21 protein-coding genes and 1 other annotated feature are annotated in these 25,156 nt (G+C 34.1%); of the genes, 10 read left to right on the top strand and 11 right to left on the bottom strand.

Annotated elements, in window-relative coordinates; translation table 11 throughout:
- The first annotated feature begins 215 nt into the window (after window positions 1-215).
- The 3 genes from KBW87_RS07840 (at window position 216) to KBW87_RS07830 (ending at window position 2,923) form a co-directional block, all read left to right on the top strand.
- On the top strand, window positions 216-539 hold the full coding sequence (locus KBW87_RS07840; RefSeq protein ID WP_057809033.1) for a hypothetical protein: 324 nt from the start codon (window positions 216-218) through the stop codon (window positions 537-539).
- Window positions 540-566: 27 nt separating this feature from the next.
- Entirely contained in the window at window positions 567-1,529 is a 963-nt protein-coding gene (locus KBW87_RS07835; protein WP_057809031.1) for a helveticin J family class III bacteriocin, read from the top strand.
- Between the two features lie 281 nt (window positions 1,530-1,810).
- Window positions 1,811-2,923 (top strand): SLAP domain-containing protein, encoded by a 1,113-nt coding sequence (locus KBW87_RS07830; RefSeq protein WP_057809029.1) that lies wholly within the window; start codon window positions 1,811-1,813, stop codon window positions 2,921-2,923.
- A gap of 48 nt (window positions 2,924-2,971) precedes the next feature.
- Here KBW87_RS07830 and KBW87_RS07825 read toward each other — a convergent pair whose 3' ends face one another.
- From KBW87_RS07825 to nagB, 3 genes are all read right to left on the bottom strand, one after another.
- Window positions 2,972-3,658: a deoxynucleoside kinase gene (locus tag KBW87_RS07825; RefSeq protein ID WP_057809027.1), complete on the bottom strand. Its 687-nt coding sequence runs from the start codon at window positions 3,656-3,658 to the stop codon at window positions 2,972-2,974.
- Window positions 3,659-3,677: 19 nt separating this feature from the next.
- Entirely contained in the window at window positions 3,678-4,325 is a 648-nt protein-coding gene (locus tag KBW87_RS07820; RefSeq protein WP_057809164.1) for a deoxynucleoside kinase, read from the bottom strand.
- A 177-nt stretch (window positions 4,326-4,502) separates the two neighbouring features.
- The gene (gene nagB, locus KBW87_RS07815; RefSeq protein WP_057809162.1) at window positions 4,503-5,228 is read right to left on the bottom strand and encodes a glucosamine-6-phosphate deaminase; all 726 of its coding nucleotides are present in this window, start codon (window positions 5,226-5,228) and stop codon (window positions 4,503-4,505) included.
- A 117-nt stretch (window positions 5,229-5,345) separates the two neighbouring features.
- Between nagB and KBW87_RS07810 the strand changes: the two genes are divergently transcribed.
- On the top strand, window positions 5,346-6,164 hold the full coding sequence (locus tag KBW87_RS07810; RefSeq protein WP_057809025.1) for an aldo/keto reductase: 819 nt from the start codon (window positions 5,346-5,348) through the stop codon (window positions 6,162-6,164).
- A gap of 207 nt (window positions 6,165-6,371) precedes the next feature.
- Here the strand turns inward: KBW87_RS07810 and KBW87_RS07805 are convergent, their stop codons facing one another.
- Window positions 6,372-8,708: an ABC transporter ATP-binding protein/permease gene (locus KBW87_RS07805; protein WP_057809023.1), complete on the bottom strand. Its 2,337-nt coding sequence runs from the start codon at window positions 8,706-8,708 to the stop codon at window positions 6,372-6,374.
- A 100-nt stretch (window positions 8,709-8,808) separates the two neighbouring features.
- Window positions 8,809-9,906 (bottom strand): YdcF family protein, encoded by a 1,098-nt coding sequence (locus KBW87_RS07800; RefSeq protein ID WP_057809021.1) that lies wholly within the window; start codon window positions 9,904-9,906, stop codon window positions 8,809-8,811.
- An 81-nt stretch (window positions 9,907-9,987) separates the two neighbouring features.
- On the opposite strand from KBW87_RS07800, the gene KBW87_RS07795 reads away from it, so the two are divergent.
- A complete protein-coding gene (locus KBW87_RS07795; protein ID WP_057809019.1) occupies window positions 9,988-10,659 on the top strand; it encodes a type II CAAX endopeptidase family protein in 672 nt (223 codons plus the stop codon).
- Window positions 10,660-10,720: 61 nt separating this feature from the next.
- Here the strand turns inward: KBW87_RS07795 and KBW87_RS07790 are convergent, their stop codons facing one another.
- Window positions 10,721-11,578: an Rgg/GadR/MutR family transcriptional regulator gene (locus KBW87_RS07790; RefSeq protein ID WP_057809018.1), complete on the bottom strand. Its 858-nt coding sequence runs from the start codon at window positions 11,576-11,578 to the stop codon at window positions 10,721-10,723.
- Window positions 11,579-11,679: 101 nt separating this feature from the next.
- Between KBW87_RS07790 and KBW87_RS07785 the strand changes: the two genes are divergently transcribed.
- Window positions 11,680-13,254 carry an ATP-binding cassette domain-containing protein gene (locus KBW87_RS07785; RefSeq protein ID WP_057809016.1) on the top strand — a complete coding sequence of 525 codons (1,575 nt, stop codon included), beginning with the start codon at window positions 11,680-11,682 and terminating at the stop codon, window positions 13,252-13,254.
- Between the two features lie 177 nt (window positions 13,255-13,431).
- Complete coding sequence (locus KBW87_RS07780; RefSeq protein WP_057809014.1) at window positions 13,432-13,977, top strand: DUF4097 family beta strand repeat-containing protein; 546 nt, start codon at window positions 13,432-13,434, stop codon at window positions 13,975-13,977.
- A 32-nt stretch (window positions 13,978-14,009) separates the two neighbouring features.
- Here KBW87_RS07780 and KBW87_RS07775 read toward each other — a convergent pair whose 3' ends face one another.
- The 5 genes from KBW87_RS07775 to KBW87_RS07755 all read right to left on the bottom strand — a co-directional run bounded on the left by KBW87_RS07775 (window position 14,010) and on the right by KBW87_RS07755 (window position 20,368).
- Window positions 14,010-15,173, bottom strand: a complete 1,164-nt coding sequence (locus KBW87_RS07775; RefSeq protein WP_057809011.1) for a cation:proton antiporter — start codon at window positions 15,171-15,173, stop codon at window positions 14,010-14,012.
- A gap of 40 nt (window positions 15,174-15,213) precedes the next feature.
- Window positions 15,214-15,262 (bottom strand) — a sequence feature (sodium ion sensor (DUF1646 type); this cis-regulatory element may regulate processes involved in with the transportation of sodium ions).
- Window positions 15,263-15,317: 55 nt separating this feature from the next.
- The gene (locus KBW87_RS07770; RefSeq protein WP_057809009.1) at window positions 15,318-17,147 is read right to left on the bottom strand and encodes a heavy metal translocating P-type ATPase; all 1,830 of its coding nucleotides are present in this window, start codon (window positions 17,145-17,147) and stop codon (window positions 15,318-15,320) included.
- A 121-nt stretch (window positions 17,148-17,268) separates the two neighbouring features.
- Window positions 17,269-17,772, bottom strand: coding sequence for a cyclic-di-AMP-binding protein CbpB (gene cbpB / locus KBW87_RS07765; protein WP_004040000.1), 504 nt, complete (start codon window positions 17,770-17,772; stop codon window positions 17,269-17,271).
- A 511-nt stretch (window positions 17,773-18,283) separates the two neighbouring features.
- A complete protein-coding gene (locus KBW87_RS07760; protein WP_057809007.1) occupies window positions 18,284-19,057 on the bottom strand; it encodes a LytR/AlgR family response regulator transcription factor in 774 nt (257 codons plus the stop codon).
- The gene (locus tag KBW87_RS07755) at window positions 19,058-20,368 is read right to left on the bottom strand and encodes a sensor histidine kinase (RefSeq protein WP_236695244.1); all 1,311 of its coding nucleotides are present in this window, start codon (window positions 20,366-20,368) and stop codon (window positions 19,058-19,060) included.
- A 404-nt stretch (window positions 20,369-20,772) separates the two neighbouring features.
- Between KBW87_RS07755 and KBW87_RS07750 the strand changes: the two genes are divergently transcribed.
- From KBW87_RS07750 to lanKC, 3 genes are read left to right on the top strand one after another with little or no spacing between them, the layout of a single operon-like run.
- A complete protein-coding gene (locus tag KBW87_RS07750) occupies window positions 20,773-20,916 on the top strand; it encodes a hypothetical protein (RefSeq protein WP_170207456.1) in 144 nt (47 codons plus the stop codon).
- Window position 20,917: 1 nt separating this feature from the next.
- Window positions 20,918-22,633 (top strand): ABC transporter ATP-binding protein, encoded by a 1,716-nt coding sequence (locus KBW87_RS07745; RefSeq protein ID WP_057809003.1) that lies wholly within the window; start codon window positions 20,918-20,920, stop codon window positions 22,631-22,633.
- Window positions 22,634-22,640: 7 nt separating this feature from the next.
- Window positions 22,641-25,151, top strand: coding sequence for a class III lanthionine synthetase LanKC (gene lanKC / locus KBW87_RS07740; protein ID WP_057809001.1), 2,511 nt, complete (start codon window positions 22,641-22,643; stop codon window positions 25,149-25,151).
- Window positions 25,152-25,156 lie beyond the last annotated feature (5 nt).

Here is a 25,156-nt window from a genome sequence, read left to right as displayed (position 1 = left end):
ACTAATAACCAGAAATTTTTGTGTGGGAATAAGGATTAATGGTTTTAGGCTCTTTCTTATACCCTCATTGTAGTACGTTGACGTATACTATGTCAACAATAATACGTCAATACCGAATAATGGGTAAGATCAACTGTTGAATATTTAAAAACAGAGGTGACGTCACATGGACTTTTAACCCACCCTTTGTCAAAGAGAGGTGAATTAAGACAATCATGGATATTCATGATGATGTTGAACTGATAATGCTAGGGTTATGGCTTATCAGTGTTGTAGGAATTGGAATCTTGAGTAAGGTTCATTTCAAAAATAAACGCTTGGAGCAGTTTCGCAATACTGCAGATAACTTGATGAAAAGTTACGTCCATCTTTACGATAAGGAAAATCTGTCTAGTGATCAAAAGATTAACCGGATTGGAAATGCAGTAATTGACGGCTTGGAAGCTAAGGGGTTTAAGTTAAATGAACAAGAGATGCAGGACATTTTTAGAGAGGTTGCAAAAGAAATGAATGCCCAGCAAGACACTCAAGACAAGTAAGTTTTTAAATTTTGTGGAGGTTTTATTATGAGACACTTAAATGAAACGACTGACATCAGTATTTTAAGTCAATTTGATATGAGAACTGGTTATCCAGCTGTGGTACAAAAAGGTAATGTGGGAGCAAAGTATGTTTATGGGCTTCAATTAAGAGGAGCTACAACTACTATTTTACGTGGGTATCGTGGAAGCAATATTAATACTCCTATTCTAGAATTAGCTGGAGAAGCAGGGGGCCATACTCAAACGTGGGAATATTCTGGTAAAAAAGATAATTGGTTTGTGGGTATTAAACCATCACACAATGATCCAAATTATAACTGGGCAAAACAAATTGCACGTGTAAATATCCGTAATACTTCACGTCATCATTCCTCTAACCTTGATTTTCCACGTTTAGCCTATCTTAGTTATGCTGGAAGCGCTCCCTATGGTGGTGATTCAATGACACATGCAGAAGCGGCAGTTTCATCGGATTATACTAAATTCTTAATTGCCACAGTGGAAGATAAGCATATTGGGCATTTTACTATTTATGATTTATCAAAGATCAATAATGCTTTAGATAATGCTGGAACGGGCTATGTAAGTCTTGAAAATTTCCCATATGAAAATAGTTTTACTGTTTCTAACCTTTATGGAACGGATCAAGATAGTGTTATTAATTCCATCCAAGGATTTGATCTTGATGAAAAAGGTAATATTTATATTTCTAGCCAACTTCATCCCTCTTTAAAAAAAGGAATTTGGACTTCTCATCATAAGCAGCTTATTAAAATTCCAAGCTATGCTCAAAATGATGAATCTCAATGGGAATCAGTAAATTTGAGTGGATTTAAAGGGTTAGATATTCCTGGATATCATAGTGAAGTAGAAAGTATTCAAATTATTGGGGAGAATCATGGCTATTTAACTGTTGCATATCATGCAAAAGTTGATAATGAAAATACAACAGTTTTAAATCGGATCTATGAATTATCTTGGAACTAAATAGGCTGAGATTAAGTAAAATTAAATTCTGGAATATTCTGTAAAACTAATTATAGCGGACTCATCAATATTGATGAATCCGCTTTTGTGGTTCTTAAATAAAAGCAAGTTTTTTAAAATTAACTTTATAGTTTTTGAAAGAAGAAAATTTAATTATATTAAAAATAAGCCAATAGTAACGCAAGGAATTCTTATTTAAATTTCGAGATTTTTTCTTATTGAAATAACTTATTTGAGAGAAGATAATAAGTGATATAAAGATTGAAAAAGGATGAATACTTATGAAGAAGAAACTAGCATTAATTATTGCGTTAAGTTTAGCATCTGTAGGCACTTTAAGTTCTTCTGTTAAAGTTGCTCAAGCAGCAGAGACTAGTGTGAGGAACAAGATGGTAATGCACACTGCTACTGCTTACGATAAAGACGGTAAGGACACAGGAGTGACCTACAAAGCCTTTAGTTATGCGAAAATTGTTGCCAATCCTATAAAAATTGATGGCAGTTATTACTACAAAGTTGCCGATAAAGATCAATATTTAAAGGCGACCAACATTGATGGTGTGACTAGAAGAATCACGCACAATACCTATATTTATAGTACTTCGACTCGTCGTACCAGCTACCAAAACCAGTGGAAGTTGTATAAGGGTCAAACAATTACGACTTATGGTGGCTCATATAAATTCAAGGATGGTAAATATTACTTTAGAGTAAGTGGACCATCTAAGCAATATGTTAAATCATATAATTTGGGACCTGTCGTTGCTTATAATGCCAATGTAACAAATAACGCAACAAGTAAAGAAGAAACTACTGTAACTGTTACTACCCCTACTCGAGTAATTACACAAATTGATAATGGTTATAAAGGAACTGCCCGCTTTACGCCCGTAGGTACGCAATTTAAGGTTGACCGTTTAGAATATAATAAGCTTTCCGAAGATAGTGAGAATGATGATAATTATTATCATATTAAGGGAACTGATAAATGGATTAACGCTTCTGATGTAAAAGCGGCTAAAAAGTTACCCCTTCATGATTATTTTTATGAAAATTTTTCTTATATTACATTTCCTAAAAACACTGAGGTCTTTAATGAGGATGGGACATTACAAGATCATGATGGTCAACTTATTAGTAAGCAAATGGGTCACCTTAAAGTTGATAAATTAGTTTATATTTGGGTACCGAGTGAGAAAAAAGTAGAATTATTTTATCATTTAGTTGGAACAAGTTTCTATGCAAGTACTACTCCAACTTCGCACTGGAGTACCATTAATGTAGGGCATAAGGCTTATGTAAGGGCAAGTGATGTAAAATTCATAACGGCAAGTGTAAAACTTACTCCATCAAACACTCCAGAAGAAGCTGAAGCTGCAGCTTTGAAAAAGTAGACACACAAAAAGCTACCGATAAGACGGAATCTTATTAGTAGCTTTTTACTATGCTTCAATTCGAATGTCAGTGGTTTTATCCCAATCTTCGGGAAGTTTACCCATTTCCTTCAACTTGGCTGTGATTTGATCGAGGACAATTTGACGATCATGTTCACTAGCCATGAAGTCCAACTCATCACCGTCAATTGTCATCTTAGGTGAATAATCGTATTTTTCATACCATGGCTTGTAGTATTCAAGTAGGCGCTTGTAGTAATCCTCCAAAGTTGAATCATAGCTCAATTGTTCATAAGGACGGCCGCGCTTTTTAATTCGCTTGATCATCGTATCATATGAAACATCAATATGAACAAGCAAGTCGGGATTCTTCTTAGGCATTCTGCTAAGTTCACCCATCATATTATGTAATAACTCGTAATAGGTATCGACTTCTTCACTAGTTGCACGACCAATATCGGCATTCATTTGGAAGAAAAGTGCATCTTCATAGATTGATCGATCTAACACGTTGTTATCTTCACTCAAGGCTGCCTTAATGCTGTGGAAGCGCGTATTCAAAAAGTAAACTTGAAGTAAGAAAGCATACTTCTTAGGATCAGCGTAAAATAATGGCAATACAGGATTGTCATCTACACTTTCATAGAAAGGCCTAGTACCTAAATAATCTGACAAAATACTGGTTAAACTGGATTTACCGGCTCCAATTGGTCCGCTTAAAACAATAACTGTCATCACGTTCCTTCTTTTTTATTTACAAATTGCCAATTTCACGCAATTTATTATCAATCTCACTCAAAACTTCTTTTTTAGCATCTTCATCAACTACAAAGTCAAGGTTGTCGCCATTGATTTCCATCTTAGGAGAAGCATTGTAATGCTCATACCATGGCTCATAATAGCTGAGAAGTCTAGCGTAATAATCCTTCAAACCTGGATCAGTTGATAACTGTTCAAATGAACGGCCACGCTTTTTGATACGTTCAAGCATTGTATCTAACGAAACGTGGATGTAGATAAGCAGATCAGGCTTCTTGCTTGGATTACCTGGAGTATCTTCCATCATATTTTCAAGCAAATCATCATAGATCTTGAATTCGGTTGGATCAGCTACTTTGCTGTCGGCATTCATCTTGAAGAAGAGTGCATCTTCATAAATTGAACGGTCAGATACGCTGTTTTTTTCTTGAATGGCTTGGTTAATTTGAGCTAAACGATGGTTAAGCAAATAAGTGTTAAGCAAAAAGGTGTAACGCTTCATATCCTTGTAATACAAAGGAAGGACAGGATTGTTATCAACGCCTTCATAAAATGCTTGCGTTCCTAAATGTTCAGCTAGATTACTGGTTAAACTGGATTTACCGGCTCCAATTGGCCCACTTAATACAATAACTTGGATCACATTCTTTCTTAATACCACATATAGAACATTTACTAGTTTAATACGAGATATTGTGTGTCACAAGGAAAAAATTAATTCTGTTTCACGTCAAAAAGTCAAGTGATTTTGAAGCAAAAACTTATCTGAGCAAAAGAAAAACCGCACCAATTCGGCACGGCTCAAGCTTTGGTCAAAGTATTATTTTTTGTATTTGTCGTCTAATTCTTTTGCAGCTGCTTCATCGACAATCACTGTTACGTCGGGATGCTTTTGCAAAATTGATGCAGGAACTTCTTCAGTAATAGGGCCTTCAATCATTTCTTTAATTGCATGAGCTTTCTTTTCGCCAAAAGCCATCAATACGATCTTCTTGGCAGACATGATGTTAGCAATACCCATGCAGATTGCGCTAGTTGGAACATCATCAATGTTATTAAAGAAGCGAGAATTTGCCTTGATAGTATTTTCAGTAAGTTTAACTTCGCGCGTTACTGTATCAAATGAAGAACCAGGTTCGTTGAAGGCGATGTGGCCGTTTCGACCGATTCCAAGCAATTGAATATCAATTGGATTATCTTTAATAATCTTGTTATAATCATCAGCTGCTTTTTGGGGATCTTTTGCAGCTTCAACACCATCAGGAACATAAGAATGTTTAAATGGCTTCTTGTTAAATAGGTGTTCCTTCATGAAGTAGTGGTAACTTTGAGGATCATCAGGTTTTAAGCCGACATATTCGTCAAGGTTGATACTAGTTAAATCATCGCAATTAAGATCGCTCTTAACCCAATTTTGGTAAAGAGTCACTGGGGTAGATCCAGTTGCAAGGCCTAAGACCTTAGCACCATTCTTGATACCTTTTTCAAAAATTTCAAAAGCTGCTGCTCCACCTTGAATGTCGTTTTCTCTAACAATAACTTTCATCATGATTAAACCCTCCTTGTTTACTGGTCTAGTCCATTATAAAATGGTCTATGCCATTTTGTCAAATCAGAATATATTGAAATTTAGTAGTAGAATTTAAGTGAGGTGAAAAAAGTCATGGATTTAACTGGAATAGGAATGGGTACCTGGAATATAGGCGAAGATCCCAAAAAGAAAAAAGATGAGATAGCTTCGCTTCGCTACGGTTTAGACAATGGGATAAGAATTATTGATACAGCGGAGATGTATGGTGAAGGTAAAAGTGAGAAGTTAATCGGTGAAGCCATTAAAGGTTATGATCGTAGTCAAATGTATATTATTTCTAAGTTTTATCCTTACCATGCAACTCCGGACCTTGAAAGAAAAAGTTTAGAAGAGACTTTAACTAGGTTGAATACAGATTATTTGGACCTTTACTTGCTTCATTGGCGCGGAAGTCATCGCTTGTCAGATACTGTACGTGGACTTGAAGAGTTGAAAAAAGAGGGCCTAATTCGTCAATGGGGTGTTTCTAATTTTGATACTTCCGATATGCAGGAACTTTTCAGTGTGCCCAATGGAGAAAAATGTTATGCCAATGAAGATTTGTATAATTTGGATCATCGTGGTGTTGAATATGATTTACTTCCATGGCAAAAGGAAAATCGGGTTAATTTTATTGGTTATTCACCTTTTAATTCAGGTGAAGGTAACACAATTCGAATTACTCATAATCTTAAAGCAGTTGCTCGTGCTCATGACGCAACGCCGCATCAAATCATGCTTGCGTGGGCGCTTAGAAGTGGAGACATTTTATCAATTCCAAAAGCGGGCAAAGTCACGCATATGAAGGAAAATCTTGCAGCTCAAAGAATAAAGTTAACAGACGATGAGTTAAGACTTATAAATAGCGATTTCATGCAACCAACTGCGAAACAACCGTTGGCTATAATTTAGGAAAAACCACAAGATATGGAAATTATATACATACTTTATCAACATCTTGTGGAAAACTCTGTGGATTGTGTGTAACTTTTACTAATAAAAAACTGTCTATCCAAATAAGAAAGGCAGTTTTTCTTTTTAAAAGATATTCAATTTTACTTAGGTAAAGGATAATAAGCAAAAATTTTAACTGAGCAAAATTTAAATACTATTTTAGTTTTATTCGCTTCTTAAGGCAATCGCAGCATCCTTTTTGGCAGCCATTCTAGCAGGTAAGTGCCCTCCAAGAAGTGTTAATACAGTTGAAATGATGATCAAGATCAACGCATGAACTGGGTTGAGTTGAGCCACGTTGGCTAGATCAGTAATGTGATAAATCACACTATTGATTGGGAAGGTTAACAGGTAGGCGATGCCCACACCCAATACACCAGCAAATACACCCAAAATAAATGTTTCTGCGTCAAATACTCGGGTAATGTCACGTTTTCGAGCACCTAAAGCCTTCAATACACCAATTTCTTTGGTTCTTTCAAGCACTGAAGTGTAAGTCAAGATTCCAATCATAATCATAGAAGTGATCAGTGAGATTGCCGCAAAGGCAACTAAAACGGTCGTAATTCCGTTTAATAAGCCCCCTGTCATTGTTGTAACGGCACTCGACATATCAGTGTAAATGATCTGATCCTTTTTACTCTTACCTTTATTCCATTTATCGAGGTAATCCAGAACTTTGTCTTTAGAATCAAAATTATTTGGATAGATCATAATTCCAGTTGGAACAGATGTTGCACCTAGAGTCTGTAACATTTGCTCTTTTTGAGAATTATTCATACTTTGTCCCGTTAAAACATTTCGATCGCTAGCTTTTTGAGCTTTAACAATGACAGAGTTCTCATTTTGATCAATTACATTTTGAGTTAACTTATCACTATAAGCAATTCCAGTTGAAAGAAGAGCCATTGAATCTTCGTTTTTTGGTCTAATAACCGCGCTCAAGCGCAATTTAGTTCCGGAATTGTACATGTTTTGGCTAGTTTTACGTGGAACAAACATCCCTGTTGGTAATTCTTGATAGTAATTATTATTTGAAACTACGCTGAATTGCTTGCCGATTAACTTATTAAATTTGATCTTGTTTCCATCTTCAACGTCAAAACCTAAATTCTTAAGAGAATTGATGTTAACGGTGTTTTTGTTATCAGTAACTAAAACAAGGTCAGTATCTTTAGTAGGCCAAGCTCCAGATAAAAGCTGATAGTTTTGTTTTAAGAAATTGCCCTTGCTCTTATCCAGAGTAGTTGGAAAGACGCTGGAGCCGATTCCCATGGAACTCATCGCTTGTGAACGCATGGCTGAGATGGACTGGCTCGCACTTTGGTCAACATTTGAAAATTGCACACGTTGAATTTTGCCATTTACTTGAGAAAGCAAATTTAAATTAGTGGCACGTTGATAAGAAATGTTGTTGGCATAGTTTGGATTGATCTTTTTGATGTAATCAATGTATTTTTGCGTAATTTTATTAGTGTGAGTTGCCTGTTGATTTTGATCTTTTTGAGCCGTTACATAGCCGCGATTTTTGACATTTTTATCCGATTCTTTGCGCGTTTCAACGGACATCATGTCAGTGGCTGTTTGTGTAATTGAAACAGGATATTTAGCCAAAGCCTTACTCATGGTAGTATTGATTTGCTTTTGAAAACCATTAGATAAAGCTAGAACAACTGCAATCGAGATAATCCCAATACTTGATGCAAAAGCCGTTAAAGTAGTTCTAGCCTTCTTAGTCATAATATTGGTAAAACTAAGCTTGATCGCATTCCAATATGACATCTTGGTACGCTTAAGTTTGAAAGTGTCCTTGACGTCATGCGGGGTATAAGGATCAGAGTCGCTAAGAATCTTACCATCTTGGAAACGCACGATTCTAGTAGCGTATTGCTCAGCGAGTTCGGGGTTATGGGTAACCATGATAACTAAGCGATCCTTGGAGAGCTTTTTGATTAATTCCATGATTTGGACGGAAGTTTCGGTATCAAGAGCTCCAGTTGGTTCGTCACAAAGCAAAATATCTGGGTCATTAGCTATTGCCCGGGCAATAGCTACACGCTGCATTTGTCCACCAGATAATTGGTTAGGCTTTTTATCGATGTGATCCTTTAAGCCGACTTCGGTTAAAGCTTTGATAGCTTTTTCATGACGCTTTTTAGCAGGAACACCTGACAAGGTCATTCCTAGTTCCACGTTGGCTACAATTGATAGATGAGAAATCAAGTTGTAATTTTGGAAAATGAAACCGACGGTGTTGTTTCGATAAGCGTCCCAGTCAGTTTCGGTAAAGTTCTTAGTGGACTTCCCGTTGATGATCATGTCACCTTTATCATAACGGTCTAAACCACCGATAACATTTAGTAAAGTGGTTTTCCCTGAACCACTGGGGCCAAGAATTGCAACAAATTCTTGATCACGAAAAGAAATGGAGACATCGTCTAATGCATGGGTAACGTTGTCTCCAACGTGATAAGATTTGTATAAGTGCTCAAGTTGAAGCATATGCTATTCCTTTCTACGTATATAATTTGATTATTAAAATTATATCATTAAGTAAAGAATTTATTTAATTGGTTAGCTCAGCTTAGGCAATTCTTAAAGGTTACATCATTTGGTATTTGGCAATATTTAAAGCAATAAGAATAGCTTGTACAACGCAGAATATTGTGATTAAACCAATTACAATAAAATGGCGTTTTTTATGCATAACGAATACACCGGCAAATTCACGAATTATTGCATTTGGTAAAAAGTAAAGTCGCGTATAGCATCCCACACCGTTAGCGCGTAAACCAGCCATTTTTGCATAAAGGGCAGCCCGAAAGATGTGGTAATTGTTGCTAAAGAATTTGGCTTTAAAGTCGCTATTACCATAATCTTGAATCGCAATCTCTTTGGAGAAGAGCATATTTTGATAAGTGTTTTTTGATTGATCCTCCAATAAAATATCGTTAGGATCGATTCCGCGACTAATTGCATAATTTGCCATTGCTTGTGCTTCGGAAATTTTTTCATCGCCGCCTTGTCCACCGGACATGATAAATTTTGGCGTTTTATGACCTTTAAGCTCTTGTTTATTCGCAAATTGGATAGCACGGTCTATTCTCGCGGCTAAAAGTGGCGTTACGACCTCTCCATGTAGAAGGCCTGCTCCTAAAACGATAAGGTAATCTTGATTATAATGACGTGGAACGAATTGGTAGAGCAGCAAGTTAACTAAAAAGTTGTACATAATAAAAAGAAGATATACTGCAATAACTGGAGCCGTCATTAAAAGGGCATTAAGCCAGCGCGGAAAGTAGCGAGCAGGACCACTAAGAGAAATTATCCAAACGGCAATTAAGCTGATTCCTAAAAGAAGCGTCAGCAAGTTTGGTAGAGTGTGACTCTCATATTTCCAAACAAAATAGGCATTCCAAAAACAGAATAGCCATGAAAAGGCGATTACGACAAATACTAAGAAGAAAAAGCCCAATACTAAAAGAGCATAGACCATCTGCAGCGTCTTTAAATGAGTTGAAAAGATCATAATAGTTGTCCATGCAGCGAGTAAAATCAGAAAAATAGTAAATAAAATACCGTTAATTAATCTACGTGGCTCAACTAACCAGGAGATTAAGAAGGCAAATAGTGATATAGTTAAAAGAATGGAAAAATAGGAGAATTCCCTATTTTGTGCAAAAAAGTGTAAGTATGTCATATAGTTCGGCCCCTTGGGTATGTTGTGTTATGTCCATTATAATTAAGTATTGGTAAAATTTGAATTAAAGGTGTTGAAATTATGAGAAAGTTTTTCCACTATGCCGGCAACATTGCGGTAATGTTTTTGGCATTCGTCATCTACACACTCTTAGAGGAATTTTATTTCTATCCTCAACTTATCCATCTTCGCTATCACATTCCTAACCAGGCATTTGTTACGGCAGTCTTAACGATACTTGTGATGGGCTTTTTGTTTTGGCTTTATAAAAAAGAACTCCGCGAAGTCAATTATTGGGGTTTTAATAAAGAACCGCACTGGGATGCAAAGAGATTGGGAATTGCCGTGATTGGCTTTTTCTTGATCTTCTTTTTAGGAGCAATTACTTTAACGCTGGTAAACAGAGGAGGTCATGATGTTTCTTCTAATCAGGCGGCCTTGAATCAATTAGCCGATCGTAATACAGGCTTGTTTAAGATCATGGTGGGCTTTGTGGGGCCATTTTGTGAGGAAATTATTTTTAGAGGGATGTTTTTCAATACATTCTTTACTAAAGCTACGCGTTTCAATAAGTGGATTGGGATTTTAGCCTGCGGTTTTCTCTTTGCTTATGTGCATGATCCAATGATTACTAAGTACATTGTAGTTTACTGGGTATTGGGATGCGTGCTTTCATGGGTATATTTGACAACCAAGGATTTGCGTTACTCGATGATCACGCACATGGCATATAACTGTATTGGACTATTTTAGTTTCATGTGAAACAGAAAAAGCTAATAGATTCCTAGGAAAGAGAATCTGTTAGCTTTTTTGTTATGCTAAATAATCAGTTAATACTTGCACATGTTTAAAAATATCAATAAAGATGTTAGTAGATTTGATCATTCCTAAATTTTGAATGGTTTCAATGAACGTTAAGACAATTTGCTTATCATGAGTCTTTGTATATTGGATGACCTTTTCTAAAAATGTAAATACTAAAGTAAAGAATTCTAAATAATGTGGCATTTCAATTGCTTTAATCTCATTTAGTAATTTCTGTGCGTGAATCACATCTTTGCGAAAAATTAAGGAAATTGTTGCATCGCCTAGAATACCCAACATCACCATCAAGTTATTTACATCCTGATCAGCTAAAGAATGATTATGAAGAACATTCATGGCAATGGCATGAACTTTATCAGGTTTAATCATGAAAACACAGTTACCAAAAAAGCTTAAATCCCAACTGGTCCAAATCGTGATTTTTGAGAGATAAGTGTAGAGATGCATCTGATCTTGAAATGGTAACAGATTTTCACCAGTAATGAGCAAATATTGATTACACAAAATAATTGCTAAATATAAATCGTAAATTTTACGTTTGTTGTGGTAAATCTTGAGCTGCTTTAATGCTAAAGTCTTAATTTGAGTATTATCTTCCTTGTTTATGGCTTCAATGTATTCTTGAGGAATTTCATTTTCTTGTTTAAGTTTAGCGTAATTGATGAATTCTGTGGGAGTAACGTGAATACGATTTAAGAGAGCTAGTACTTTGTTGAATTCAAGGGTAATTTTGTCATTTTCCCAACGAGAGAGATTAGATGGATCACAAATTCCTTTTGAAGCTTGTGTTAATGTTATATTTTGTTCTTTTCTTAATTTACGAAATTTTTCTCCAATTGACGTCATTTTTTCTCCTTAAACTTTGTATTGCATATATGCAATTTATCATTTTTAACTAAAAAAATCATGCCATAATAGCTTAAATTTCAAAGAAAGGAGAAGATATTATGCTGTATAAATATTCAAATCATTTCAAGTTTGTCTTAATGATTATCGCTGGTCTTTTGGCAAGTTCTATGACAATCGTAATGGCTTATATGGTGCAAACTTTGACAAATATCGCTACGGAAAAGAAATGGAATCAAGTTGGTAACTTCTTATTAATTGTTTTAACTGGTTATGTGCTTTCCTTTTTAGCAAGTTTAGTTTTTAATCGGTTAAAAACTAGTGCCATTAAAGAGGTTAATACTTACCTACGTATTCATATCTTTAAAGGGATGCTGAATCAAAGTGTAGAAGAAAATACGAATAGTTTAGGTTTTTTAACTAGTGATTTTAAATTACTCGAAACTAATCGATTTAACGCTCAAATTGAAATTTTAATGCAAGGTTGTACCTTACTAATGGCTTTAGGATATGCCTTAGTAGTTAACTGGTTAGTAACTTTGCTCTTCTTAATTGGTTCTTTTGTGCCAATGCTCGTTTCAAGCCTTTTTCAAAGGGCTATTCAATCAGCATCAGAAAATTGGACGAAAGCTAATAGCGATTATGTTAATCAAACTAAAAATTTCTTAGCTGGAAGTCAGACGTTAAGACTATATGGTAAACAAGATAATGCCACTAAGAAAAATCAAATTCAAGTTTTGAAGTTGGAATCGGCATTACGTAAAATGAATCTTTTAGATCTTGATACAGGTTCATGGATAAATTTACTAGCTAGTTCTGTAACATTTTTAGTACCATTTTTAGTCGGAATTTATATGGTGATTAAAGGATTAACGACCTTAGGAGCTCTATTTGCAATTGTGCAATTAGCTAATTCTTTTGTAAATCCAATTCTAATCATTTTAGAAGATCGTAATAAACTTTCAACTACTAAGAAAATTGTTGAAAAGACTAACACATATTTAACTTTGGCAGAAAAGAAGCAAAATAAAAATAAAGAAAAGGTAAGAGATTTAACTTTTACAGATATTGCTCTCAAGCGAAAAGATAAACAATTTATTGAAGGACTTAACTTAACAATTAAAGTAGGGAGTAAACAAGCAATTATTGGGCCTTCTGGAATGGGTAAATCTACCCTATTGCAATTCATGATGTATGGCAATTTTGGAAAAGCTGAACAAATTTTACTTAATCAAAAATTGAAAAAAGCTGGAACGTTTACAGATATTTTTGCTTATGCTAGTCAAGCTCCTGTGATTTTTGCAGATAGTTTATTGTTTAATTTGACTTTAGGAGCAAACATTGCACGCGATAAAGTACTAGAAGTATGTGAAAAACTGGATTTAATATCACTTGTAAAGGAAAAAGGATTTGAATATTACCTAGGAAATAATGCAGATCAATTATCAGGAGGACAATTGGAAAGAATTGAACTTGCTAGGGCAATTTTAGCTAATCGACCTATATTATTACTGGATGAAATCAATGCATCACTTGATAAGAAAACATCTGATGAAATACATCAATATTTACTAAATTCAAACTTAACTTTTGTAGAAGTGATTCATCATTATAATAATGATGAACTTAATGAATATGATGGAATTATTGATTTGAATGATTATAAAAGTAATTAACGAATAATAGCGTTATAGTGCTTGACTACTAATTGTACATTTTGTATATTTTATCTGATTTATTCAGAAATAATACTAAATTAGTAGATCTTTGGAGGATTATTTATGAACAGAAAAGTTGCGATAAAAAATATAATTGTATTCTCTCTTATATTTTTAGTTGGAATATAGCTACTATTGACATTAAGCTCTAAGCAAGGAGAGTCTGCTACTGTTAAAAACTTAAGTGTTCCTAAATTTAGTAAGATTGATGTAAATACTAGTAATGCCGATATTGAAATTAAAAAAGGGGATAGTTATAAAGTTATTTACAATGGGAAAGAAAATACAATTCCCGATATAAAAGTAAAACGAGATACATTGCAAATTACTTCTCCCCACCACTCCTTTATTATGGGCAATATTTGGGATCTCTTTAATCGACGTAGAAGAGTGCCACTTATCACAATTATTGTTCCTACCAATAATATAAAGGATGTATCAATAGATAGTTCTAACGGAAATGTAAGTGCGAAGGATGTTATTGTTAAACAAGGAGAAATTGATACTTCAAATGGCAGTGTGAATATTTCTCATAGTGATGCTGAAGGTTATGATTTATTAACTTCAAATGGCACGGTAACTTTTAAAGGGAAAAAGAAGGGTGAAGAATACAGCAAAAAATCTAATGCCAATAGTGTGTTAGAAATAGACACTTCCAATGGAAACATTAATGTGAACTAAAAAGAAGTTAGCTCGTGCTAACTTCTTTTACTTTATTCAGTTACCGTATTTTGTTTCTTAATGTAGTAATTCAAAATGAACGGTGAAATTACTGTTGTGACAATGATTACCAAGATCAAGCTGGAATAAATATCTTCAGGGAAAAGATGATGATTAATTCCAATCTGGGCCACAATCAATGCCACTTCCCCTCGAGATACCATTCCTGCACCAACAATATTTCCTTCACCCTTGCTAAAGCCGAAGAGCTCGCTAGAATACTTTCCGGCCCAGAATTTTGAAAGAAGTGCCAGTACAGTCATCACGATAATGAACCAAATATCCTTCACAAAGCTGGCAAAGGTCATCGAAAGGCCAATATCGGCAAAGAATACTGGAATAAAAATTGAATATCCAATTGCAGAAACAGAAGAATTAACTTCTTTATATTGAGGTGTTTGGCGAATTGCTAACCCCCCAAAGAAAGCCCCTACTACTGCACTTAAGCCAACAAAGTCTGCAGCCCAAGCCATTGCCAGTGCTAGAACGAGGGATGCGATAACTACAGAATAGTTAACATCTAGCTTTTCTGCTGTCTTCATGAAGTATGGCGCGATAAATTTATAAATTACCCAAACAGCACCGAAGTAAACTACTTCAATTAAAAGATTTAAGAAGAAGTTATCGGTTAAGCCACTTTTACCTCCTTCGTGGCTGAATGTGGTAAATAAACTAAGTACAACCACTGCCAAAATATCGTCGACAACGGCTGCTCCTAAGATGGCCGTTCCTGCGCGCGTGTGCAACTGATTAGCTTCTTGGAGAACTACCACCGAAATTGAAACGCTGGTTGCAGCAAAAACAATTCCAATAAAGAGCGCTTCAAGTGGCTTCATACCAAAGGCATAACTAGCTAAGCCCGCAAATATTACTGGTAAAATTACTCCGACACTGGCAACGGTGAAGCTTAACTTGAAGTATTTTTTTAACAAATCAAGATCACTCTCAAGTCCAGCTAAAAACATCAGCAAAATGACACCAAATTCGGAAAATAAACTTACGATATCGTTAGGTTTTACCCAATTTAAAATCGCAGGTCCTAAAACGATTCCTGATAATAATTGTCCGATTACTGCTGGCATATTTAACCGAGAAAATAATTGTCCCAGTAAAGTTGTTGTCAGCAGAATAAGAATTAATTCTCCTAAAAATTCCATTCAAAACCTCTTTTCTAAAAAAAGAAAAAGCCTTCAAGTTGCCTTTTGACCCAAAAAGGCGAATTCTTGAAAGCTTTTCAACTCCAACCACTAAAAATAATTTAATTAGTACATATTTTAGTGGTTTTTAGATTTTCATGCAACTTAGCTTTGTTCTTTTTCACCAAGTTCTTTGCTGCTGGGCTTAGTCTTAGCAAGTAGTGCTAAACAGATAGTGATTAAATCGACAACTTCCTGAAGAATAGCACCTAAGAAGGCCGGAATAATACCAGTTGCAGCGATAATTTCTAGAATAATAACGATACAGATCGCAGTTAAAACATCAATATTGGCAACGCGCATCGTGTGTTTACCAATGGCAACGGCGTCATTGATCTTACTTAAATCATTAACCATAATAACGGCGTCGGCACTTTCACTAGCAGCGGTGGCACCTTGCGCACCCATAGCGATTCCGACATCTGCGGCGGTCAAACTTGGAGCATCGTTTACCCCATCACCAGTCATGACAACCGGCCGCAAGTCTTTAGGCACATCGCGAATCGCTTGAATTTTTTGCTTAGGAAGTAAATCTGACTTTACTTCAGTTACACCAGCAAGTTTAGCAATCTTTTGAGCAACTTCGCTATGGTCACCGGTAAGCATCATAATTTGCTTAGCTCCTTGACGGCGTAGGCGCGCAATTGTTTCTGGAGTTTCAGGACGAATCTTGTCTTGGAAAGTGATGTAGCCAGCAAATTTTCCATCAATAGAAACATAGATTGCTGTGGCATTAACATTAATCTTTTCATGCTTTGGCGCAACAAAGCCTAGTTTACCAACTTTGACGGTTTTACCATCTACTGTTCCTTCCACACCTTGGGAAGTAGTTTCAGTTAAATGACTAACAGGCAAGATTTTATCTTTAGGAGTGTTGTCAACAAGTGAAGTAGCAATAATGTGACTAGATTGTTGTTCAGCACTAGCAGCTAAAGATTGAATTTCCTCTTTAGTAAAACCTTCTGCAGGAATAATATCACTGATTTCAAGCTTGTTTTGAGTTAAGGTACCAGTCTTATCAAAGGCAAAAGTCTTGGCACGTGATAACTTTTCAAGAGTTGTCCCAGATTTAACAATAATATGATTGCGTGACATTGCGCTCATTCCAGAAACTAAGGCTACTGGAGCAGCAATTAGAAGGGGACAAGGAGAGGCCACAACCATAACTTCCGCAAAACGAGTGAAATTCCAGCCTCCCATAGCCATCGCAATAATTCCTATTACCAGGGAAATAATAGTAAATGGAACGGCATAACGATCAGCCATCTTAACGAATTTTGCAGGTTTAGCTTCAGAAGATTTGACTAAAGCAACAATAGATTGATATTCAGAATCTTTGGCAAGTTTAGTAACTTCCATTTCTACGGCTACATCCCCGTTGATCGATCCAGACATTAGATTGTCACCAGGCTTCTTTGTAACTGGTACGGATTCACCAGTAAGTGAAGATTGATCAAAGCTAGAAGTCCCCTTAATGATTTTACCGTCAACTGGAACTTGCTCACCAGGCTTAACAATAACGTGGTCGCCAATCTTTAAATCATCTACATTAGTTTGTACTAATTCGCCATTGACGAGTTTATTGGCAGTTCGAGGAGTGTTGTCAAGAAGTGAACGTAGCTCCTTGTCAGCTTGACTGGTTGCATAATCTTCAAGTGATTCCCCACCTGTAAACATAACCAAAATCATCCAAGCTGCCCAGTAGTCACGAATAACCATGGTAGAAACGATGGCAATAATTGCTAGGATATCAACGCCCCATCGACCCTTACGGATATCACCGATCATTTCGATTGCCATGGTGATAGCAGTATAAACTCCGATAATATCGATTAGAACTTCTGCCACAATAGGTTGATTAAAACCAAATGCGGAAATAGCTCCAATAATACCCACTATGAGCACTACAATAAATTTCCATTGGTGCTTGAGCATAATTTTCCCTCCAAAAATCTAGAAATAACGTAACATTACTAGACCAATTTTAGCACGCTTTTTATAAAAGTAAATTATAATCATTCTAATTTAGAAAAAGCAGTCTCTATTTTAGAAACTGCTACTTGGTATTAATTAAGCTTTGAGAGTTTGTGTCTTTGATTTCCTGAACCTGATAATGATTATCATAAGTATGAACTACATAGTTGAAAGCCTTAATCCATTCACGCCGGGTTAATAATCCTTGAAATATTCCACGATCATCTACTACAGGAAGAAAGGCGTTGTCGACTAATAAATGAAGTTGGGTTTCAAGAGTAGTTTGAACAAAATTAATCTTGTCAAAATCTGTTTGCATCACATCTTGAACCTTCAATTCATTTAATGGATCTATTGAAATTTTGTCTACTTTCAACATTTCATCGGTAATCATTGCTAAGCTCAATAAGCCAACTACTTTTCGATCTTTATCAAGGACGGGGATTTTCGAATATTTGACTTTTGTCAGAATCAAAAAGGCATGATAAAGGGGATTGTCCGCTTGAACAAACGCAATTCGACTGGCTGGAATCAAAAAAGAGCCAGATTTTTCTTCAATTAAATGTTGGATTGACGGTGAAAACATAAAAATGCCTCGCTTTCTCATTTCAGTATACAGGTTAAAATACCTAGAAAAAAGGAAAAGACCTGCAAGTTATGCAGGTCTTATTAGTTTCATCTACTTTGGAGGAGTAAGAATGAATGAAATAAAAAAGTGGGAGTATGTAACAAGTTCTACCTCCTTGCTACAATTTATATACTACAGAGAAATTGTGAACTAAAAATGTTTAAATTCTTATGAAATGGTAAAGAAAGTTATGCGATTTTTTTAAGCGAAAAAGAAAAGCTCACGCAACGCACGTGAGCCGAAAGGGATAGATATGAAATTGACTAGTGAAAGTCAATTCTTTTTATTTTCATTATTTACTTGGAGGAGTATGAATGAAAAACAAAAAAGTTGAGTGTAGTAAAATCTCTTTGTTTACTACACTTCTATCATACCCCTTATTTGTGAAAAATGTGTGACGAAGTACTTTTAATTGAAAAATAAGTTAATAATAATGTACAAAATCAATCTTGAATATTTATTAGATGAGTTACTGTGGATTTTCTTTTAATTTGAGCATAATTGCGCGTCTACGTCGTACAGCTACAGTATGTGAAACTGTTTTATCAAAATAAACGATTCCATTCTTTTGATCGTAATTTTGAACAGCATCTAAATTTATTAAACTTTGTCGATCTGCCAAAACTAAACTAGGATATCTTTTTTCATAATCTTTAAGTGTTCCAATACAATCAAAGATCTTATTCTTTGAGTATACCCGCAAGGTTTTATATTTTTTCTGTTGAATACTAATATAAAATACTTCATTTAGAGGAATTTTTTCTATAAAGTTTTTTATCTTGTTATACGTAAAATACTTTGTACGCATCGTGGACTTCATTGATATACGATACCGTTGATATGCTGTATCAAGGGTATTGTATATTTTTTGCTTAATTTGTGCAGGAGTTGCATCTTTAGTGATGTAATCTAGAGGTTCAACGTGGCGTTCAATTGTGAGACGTAATGCTGTCGCATCTGCGGTAACAAAAACTATTTGGCTAAAAATACCAATGTTTCTAATATGACTAGCAACTTCAATTCCATCTAAGTCTGTTTTGAGATCGATATCTAAAAAGGCTAGGAAATTAAAATCTTTATGTTCTTCGATATAGTTTAAAACGGTTTGTGGGTTTCCAGTACTGAGGATAACTCGTGCATCGTAAGGGTATGGGGTTGAATTTATTTGAATTCTGTTTTCAATCATTTGTTGAATAAGCTTTCTCTCAGTAATATTGTCTTCTAAGATTATGATCGCTAACATTTAATTATTTTTTTCCTCCTGAATTATTAATTCAAATGAAATTTCTTCTGCATTTTGTTCAATCTCCAATGATAAATATGGATCATTATTTACTATTTCATTTACATTATTTAGTCCTAATCCTTCATGGTTCTGTTTACTAGTTACCATTGGTTCTAACGATTTAGTAACATCAACAAAGTGAGTAATAGTATTTTGAACAGTTAAAGAATAATTATTTCCAGAGTATTTTGTAATTAAGACAGATATTTTTGCATTTTTTTGATTTTGACAAGCTTCGATTGCATTATCGAGAAAGATTCCAACGCATCTAATTATATTGACGATACTTGTAGGAAAGGCATCGATTTGTTTATTAATTTCCACTTTAGTCTGAATGCCTTTGTCCTGTGCTTGTTGTAGCTTATCGATTATTAAATACTTTAATTCCTTTATCTTTAGATTGGCTAATTCTAAAGTCATTGATTTATTAGCATTTTGTAAACGATTATTATCATTAACTAGCTCAATGAGATACTTTTTTGCACCCTCTATGTCATTGGTTGATAAGTAACCATTTAATGAAAGAAGGCTATTTTTATAATCATGACGAGCTTTTCGTAAGGTAAGATTTACTTCTTCTAAGCGAGAAGAATATTCCTGAATTTGTTTTATTTCTGCATTTTGAATACGAGTTTTTAGAATTTTTTGGCTTTCTTGAATAGTTTTATATAGATTAAGTAATAGAATTACGATAATAAGCAATACTACTATCATCAATACTAATTCTACGATTGGTTTAATGTTAATTAGTTCAATTACGGTCCAAATGGCGTAAGTGACAATATTAAAAATCCAAACAATCCATACTAATAGATTTAAGAAATTAGGATTATAGCTAATATCAGAACTGATTTTTGAGATTTTTAAGCTGTGCCGTTTTTTTGTGAAATAAATAAGAATGCAAATTAATATTTCAGGTATAAAACAAATTATATTGAGAGTTAAATAATCCAGGAATTTATGTAAAACAAAATGTGAAAATATTTGAATAACCCATCCAAGTAATTCTCCTAAAATGGGATAAAGAATTAGGACAAAATAGTAGAAAAATAATTTTTTCAACAATTCTACGTTATATCGTGAAAAAATTTGACAAATGAGTTGAACCACGAGAATGGTAATCAACATATATTGGTAACCAAATAATACAGGAATAAAAAGAATTGGATATAAAAGAAAATCTATTTTGGCTGGACGAGTGATTGCGAAGGTTAAGCATATAGAAAAAATGTATGGATTAAAGGCCAGATTATTTAGAATATCTTTCATTAGTTTTTGCTCCCATAAAATATATGTACAAATCATACACCAGTTTAAAGGAAATTCTATATAATTGACGCTTAATTGAATATTTTTAACGTTCAAAATTTATTTTAAAAATATTGCTTTGAAGATTGTATAACATTAATACAAAGAAATTTGGGAGGCATTCAAGCATGGATACAGAAACACAAAGTTTTTAACCAGAAAGCAGTAATCCTGCATTAGGATTACAAGGTGTTACTACCAGTCTTTATGCTAAAGGACGTCGTAAAAAAGGCGGTAAGAAGCATTATGGTAGTTATCATAGCAATATTAGTGTCTTATGTGACCATAATTCGTTCTGGTGGTTTGGATAAAGGGTTAGATTAAAGGATCTAATCCTTTTTTACTAGATAGGAAGTGTGGAAAATATGGAAAATTATATTTTAATGATGGAAAAAGAATTAGTTGATGCTTTTAAAAAGTTGAATAAGCCAACTAATGAAAAGTGGAATTGGGAAAAACCCAACAGTCATATTAGTATTATGTGTCCAAAGAGTCACAATCACTTGTAAAATGAAACTTTTGAAACTCACACCCCGTTTAATTCTCGGTATTCTATTAAGTATAATTGCTAGTTTATTAAACCTGTATATTCCTTTACTTGTTCGTCAATTTATTAATCTGAAGAGATTTATTTGGTCTGGGATTTCAGAAAAAGTTTTAATTCTAGGTCTAGCTATTATAATTTTTAATCTAGTGATAAGTACTACAAGTGATTACTTAATTAGTAGTGAAGGTGACAGACAGGTTCGTCGGATGCGGTTGCTGTTACAGAAAAAGGTATTTCAACTACCACAGCAATATTTTGATCAACAAATCAGTGGGAATTTAACTAGTAGAATTATTAATGATGTAAATATACTAAGAAATTTCTTAACCGCAACAATCCCTACTACAGTTACAGGAATAATTACTATTCTTGGAACAGTAATTATAGCTCTTTTTTTGGATTGGAAATTAACCCTCTTAATGTTATTGGTGTTTCCAATTGATGCAGCAGTGACTATCCCGTTGGGAAAAATTAATGAAAAAATAGCAAATCAAACACAAAATAGCTTAGGTGCTTTGACAGGAATAACCAGTGAAGGAATTAAGAATATAAAGACAATTAAATTAAATAAGGCAGAAAACGATTTAGTTAATAAGATTGTAGCTGAAATAAATAATTTATTTAATTTGTCACTTAAATCTGATCGAATATCCGCTGTTATCGGCCCACTCCAGTCAATGCTTTCTTTTTGCTTAATATTATTAATTGTGCTTTATGGTGCTATTAGAGTTAAAACAGGAGATCTTTCAACAGGTACATTGGGCGCCTTTATGATGTATTTCTTTCAAGTTATTGGTCCAATTAATGAAGTTGCCATGTTTTATTCTGATAAAAAGCAAATGATGGGGGCTACTCAAAAGATAAGAGAAATTATAAGTAAAACGCCTGAAGAAGAGCTCAGTTCATCTCCTAAAACAATTAAGGCATCTTACGATTTTGATTGGTTGCAACTTCAGAATGTTGATTTTGCATATAATTCAATTCCAATATTGGAAAATATTAACTTAGAGGCTCATAGCAATGAAAAAATAGCCTTAGTTGGGGCGACAGGAGCTGGAAAGAGTACTTTGGTTAACATAATTACTCGCTTGTATCCAATTAATAAAGGAAAAATCAATTTAAATGATAAGTCCTATTTAGACTTTAGCTTAGAACAGTGGAGAGGCTTTTTTAGTGTCGTCTTGCAAGAAAATTCCATTTTATCTGGTAATATTCGTACTAATTTAACTTTGGGGTTAAATAGAAAAGTTACGGATCAAGAATTATGGGACGCTTTGGCAATAGTGCAATTAAAAGATTATGTTTCTCAATTACCTAATTGTTTGGATAATTCGATTGGTGAAGAAGGCGCACAACTTTCAGGAGGTCAACGCCAACGTCTTCAAATTGCTCGTGCCTATTTACGAGATTTTAAATTTTTGATTTTAGATGAAGCAACTTCTAATTTAGATTCAGATACAGAAAAAGTAATAATGACGGCATTAGATAAATTAACTCAAACTAAACATTGTGGCATTATTACGATAGCTCATAGACTGTCAACTATAGCAAATAGTGACAGGATTTATTTTCTTAAAAATAAGACTATTGTTGCCAGTGGTACGCATGGTGAGTTACTTGAAAAAGTATCAGACTATCGGCGTTATGTACATGAGCAGCAGCTTAAGGAAAAGAGATGAGTAGAAAATGTTAGAAGAACAAGTAATGTATTTGAATGCAGCTAGAAATAAAAATAGCTTATTTTATACTAATAAGCTTGAAATAAAAAAATCATATTTTGTTGTAAAAGAAAAAGTTAATTCTCAATGGGTAAATGAAAACACTGAGTATTGGCACTATATGATTTATCAATCTCATAATTTACCAACACAAGGATGGAAAATACATCTTAGTGCAACAATACATCAGGCTCAGGAAATGCTGGATATTGTGGCTCCATGGTTAATTAGAGAAAGAGTTTCTTTCAAATTTGTATCTAGTCTAGAACAGCTGGTGTATTCAAATTCCAAATATGCTGATCGGAGTGAAAGCGGAAAATTTATCACTATTTATCCAAGAAATAATGATGAATTTGAATATTTATTGCAAATGCTAAAAAAGTTAACTATGCATTTCGATTTAGGACCTTATATCTTAAGTGATCAAAATTGGCAAGAAAGCAATGTTTATTTTCGATATGGGGGTTTTAAACCAATCTATATTGTATCTAAGGATGGGAAAAAGATACCTGCTATTTATGATTCAAATGGGAAGAAGCATGAAGATAAGAGATTACCATATTATCAAAAACCTAATTTTGTTTCCGATCCTCCTTTTTTTAAAAAGAATGTTTTTCCAGATTCTCGTACTTTTTTACCCTTATCGAAATATAAGGTGAGGTCTGCTTTGCATTTTAGTAATGCCGGTGGGGTTTACTTAGCTTTGAAAGATGATAAAAAAGTTGTTTTAAAAGAAGGTCGACAGCACGCAGGTCTAGATGCTAATCAAAAAGATGGCTTTACAAGGGTAAAGAATGAAGCAATAATTTTAAAAAAATTGAGAGATATTTCTGCTGTAGTCAATTGTTATGCTGATTTTACTTCATGGCGACATCATTTTTTGGTGGAAGAATATATTGAAGGACGAAGCTTAGAAGAATTATTGCCGACTGACTTTCCATTTATTCTGGAGGATGCTAAAAAGAGAAATAAATATAAAGTGAAAGTCAAAGATATTTTGCAACAACTAAAAAGAATTATAGAGGAAATTCATAGTCACGGGATTGCTATTGGAGATCTTTCTTTGAGCAATATCTTAATTACTGATGAGGGAGTTGTTAGGTTAATTGATTTTGAAAATGCAGGTTTGATTGATCAAAAATATATTCCTGGATTAACAACTGCAGGCTTTGTATCTACGGGAGTAAAAACATTTGGTGAAGCAGATAACTTTGCTTTAATGCGAATAGCATATTACCTATTTTTGCCAATCATTCCAGTAGCAGATATTGCTCCCAATATAATTGCTAAACACCGTGAATGGATTAGTGATTATTTTGGCAAAGATGTGGTTAGTTTTTTAAGAAACTTTGATATTAATGTTGATGAGCAAGAGCCTATCTTTTTCAAAAACTTTATGACAATACCTTCTAAAGACTTAAATAGACCTACAGTTAATTATTTTAAATCAGGATTGACCAAAGGAATTTTAAATCATTTAAACTTTAATAAATTAGCACTAGTTCCAGGATTAGTTGATAAGAATGATGATCCAATAAATTTATTAAATTTGTCTACAGGAGCTGCAGGTGTTCTATGGGGTATTGACGATAAGGATGATCAAAGTCTTAATAAGTGGATTAAAGAAAATCAAGATAATATTATCGATATTTCCAGAAAAACTAACGTATTGGGATTATTTAATGGAATCGGTGGATTAGCCCAAGTTTTAGAAAAGCTAAATTATAATGATTTGGCTGATCAATTGTTAGACCTTATTTCAAAAAAGGTTGATTTAACTATTGAAGATAATTCCTTGGCCACAGGATTAAGCGGTATAGCATTCATATTAAGAAACAGATATCCCGAAATAACTAAAAAAATTACAGATCTGCTCTTATCAAGATGGGAGAGTGTGAATTTTAGTGATTTTGAAGATGAAGATGTGGGTCTATTAACAGGTTGGGGAGGTGTCAGTTATTTATTTTGGCGTCTGGGGGAAAATAAAAAGGCAGAAGAAATAATTACGTATATTTTGCAGAAACATTCTGAAGGAGAAATTAATTTAGTAGTTACTGATAAATCTCGTGGGTTTGAAAGATTAATACCGTATTTAGAAAATGGAACTTTTGGTTTAGCGTTGTTAATGCATAAGTATATGAGAGAAGATAACCTGTTTAAGCAAAAGTATCAGCCGTCATTTGAAAAATTAAAAAAGACCTGCTTCACTTATTGCACATATATGGAAACATTAATGTCTGGTTATAGTGGAGTGATCCCTTTAGCTAATGCATTGGCTATGGATGGCGATTCTACTATGTTAAATTATTCATTAGAAGCTTTAAATCAATATTTAGTTTCTAATGATAATGAAATCTTATTGCCTGGGAAATATGGTTATAAGTTAAGCCTTAATTTTTCGTATGGAAGTGCAGGATTGTTAACTTTGCTTAGATCATTGGATCAATCTGATGAATTTAATTGGTTACCATTGGAATAAGAAAA

The organism is Lactobacillus intestinalis, assembly GCF_024397795.1.
GTDB classification, from domain to species: Bacteria; Bacillota; Bacilli; order Lactobacillales; family Lactobacillaceae; genus Lactobacillus; species Lactobacillus intestinalis.
The sequence above is the reverse complement of the archived record's forward strand: the minus strand, read 5'-3'. Positions and strand labels throughout refer to the sequence as shown.

What these genes read in the sequence shown, in the direction of transcription:
- KBW87_RS07840 (WP_057809033.1), top strand. Translation starts at nt 216, where the DNA reads ATGGATATTCATGATGATGTTGAACTGATAATGCTAGGGTTATGGCTT.
- KBW87_RS07835 (WP_057809031.1), top strand. Translation starts at nt 567, where the DNA reads ATGAGACACTTAAATGAAACGACTGACATCAGTATTTTAAGTCAATTT.
- KBW87_RS07830 (WP_057809029.1), top strand. Translation starts at nt 1,811, where the DNA reads ATGAAGAAGAAACTAGCATTAATTATTGCGTTAAGTTTAGCATCTGTA.
- KBW87_RS07825 (WP_057809027.1), bottom strand. Translation starts at nt 3,658, where the DNA reads ATGACAGTTATTGTTTTAAGCGGACCAATTGGAGCCGGTAAATCCAGT.
- nagB (WP_057809162.1), bottom strand. Translation starts at nt 5,228, where the DNA reads ATGAAAGTTATTGTTAGAGAAAACGACATTCAAGGTGGAGCAGCAGCT.
- KBW87_RS07810 (WP_057809025.1), top strand. Translation starts at nt 5,346, where the DNA reads ATGGATTTAACTGGAATAGGAATGGGTACCTGGAATATAGGCGAAGAT.
- KBW87_RS07805 (WP_057809023.1), bottom strand. Translation starts at nt 8,708, where the DNA reads ATGCTTCAACTTGAGCACTTATACAAATCTTATCACGTTGGAGACAAC.
- KBW87_RS07800 (WP_057809021.1), bottom strand. Translation starts at nt 9,906, where the DNA reads ATGACATACTTACACTTTTTTGCACAAAATAGGGAATTCTCCTATTTT.
- KBW87_RS07795 (WP_057809019.1), top strand. Translation starts at nt 9,988, where the DNA reads ATGAGAAAGTTTTTCCACTATGCCGGCAACATTGCGGTAATGTTTTTG.
- KBW87_RS07790 (WP_057809018.1), bottom strand. Translation starts at nt 11,578, where the DNA reads ATGACGTCAATTGGAGAAAAATTTCGTAAATTAAGAAAAGAACAAAAT.
- KBW87_RS07785 (WP_057809016.1), top strand. Translation starts at nt 11,680, where the DNA reads ATGCTGTATAAATATTCAAATCATTTCAAGTTTGTCTTAATGATTATC.
- KBW87_RS07775 (WP_057809011.1), bottom strand. Translation starts at nt 15,173, where the DNA reads ATGGAATTTTTAGGAGAATTAATTCTTATTCTGCTGACAACAACTTTA.
- KBW87_RS07770 (WP_057809009.1), bottom strand. Translation starts at nt 17,147, where the DNA reads ATGCTCAAGCACCAATGGAAATTTATTGTAGTGCTCATAGTGGGTATT.
- cbpB (WP_004040000.1), bottom strand. Translation starts at nt 17,772, where the DNA reads ATGTTTTCACCGTCAATCCAACATTTAATTGAAGAAAAATCTGGCTCT.
- KBW87_RS07760 (WP_057809007.1), bottom strand. Translation starts at nt 19,057, where the DNA reads ATGTTAGCGATCATAATCTTAGAAGACAATATTACTGAGAGAAAGCTT.
- KBW87_RS07755 (WP_236695244.1), bottom strand. Translation starts at nt 20,368, where the DNA reads ATGAAAGATATTCTAAATAATCTGGCCTTTAATCCATACATTTTTTCT.
- KBW87_RS07750 (WP_170207456.1), top strand. Translation starts at nt 20,773, where the DNA reads ATGGAAAATTATATTTTAATGATGGAAAAAGAATTAGTTGATGCTTTT.
- KBW87_RS07745 (WP_057809003.1), top strand. Translation starts at nt 20,918, where the DNA reads ATGAAACTTTTGAAACTCACACCCCGTTTAATTCTCGGTATTCTATTA.
- lanKC (WP_057809001.1), top strand. Translation starts at nt 22,641, where the DNA reads ATGTTAGAAGAACAAGTAATGTATTTGAATGCAGCTAGAAATAAAAAT.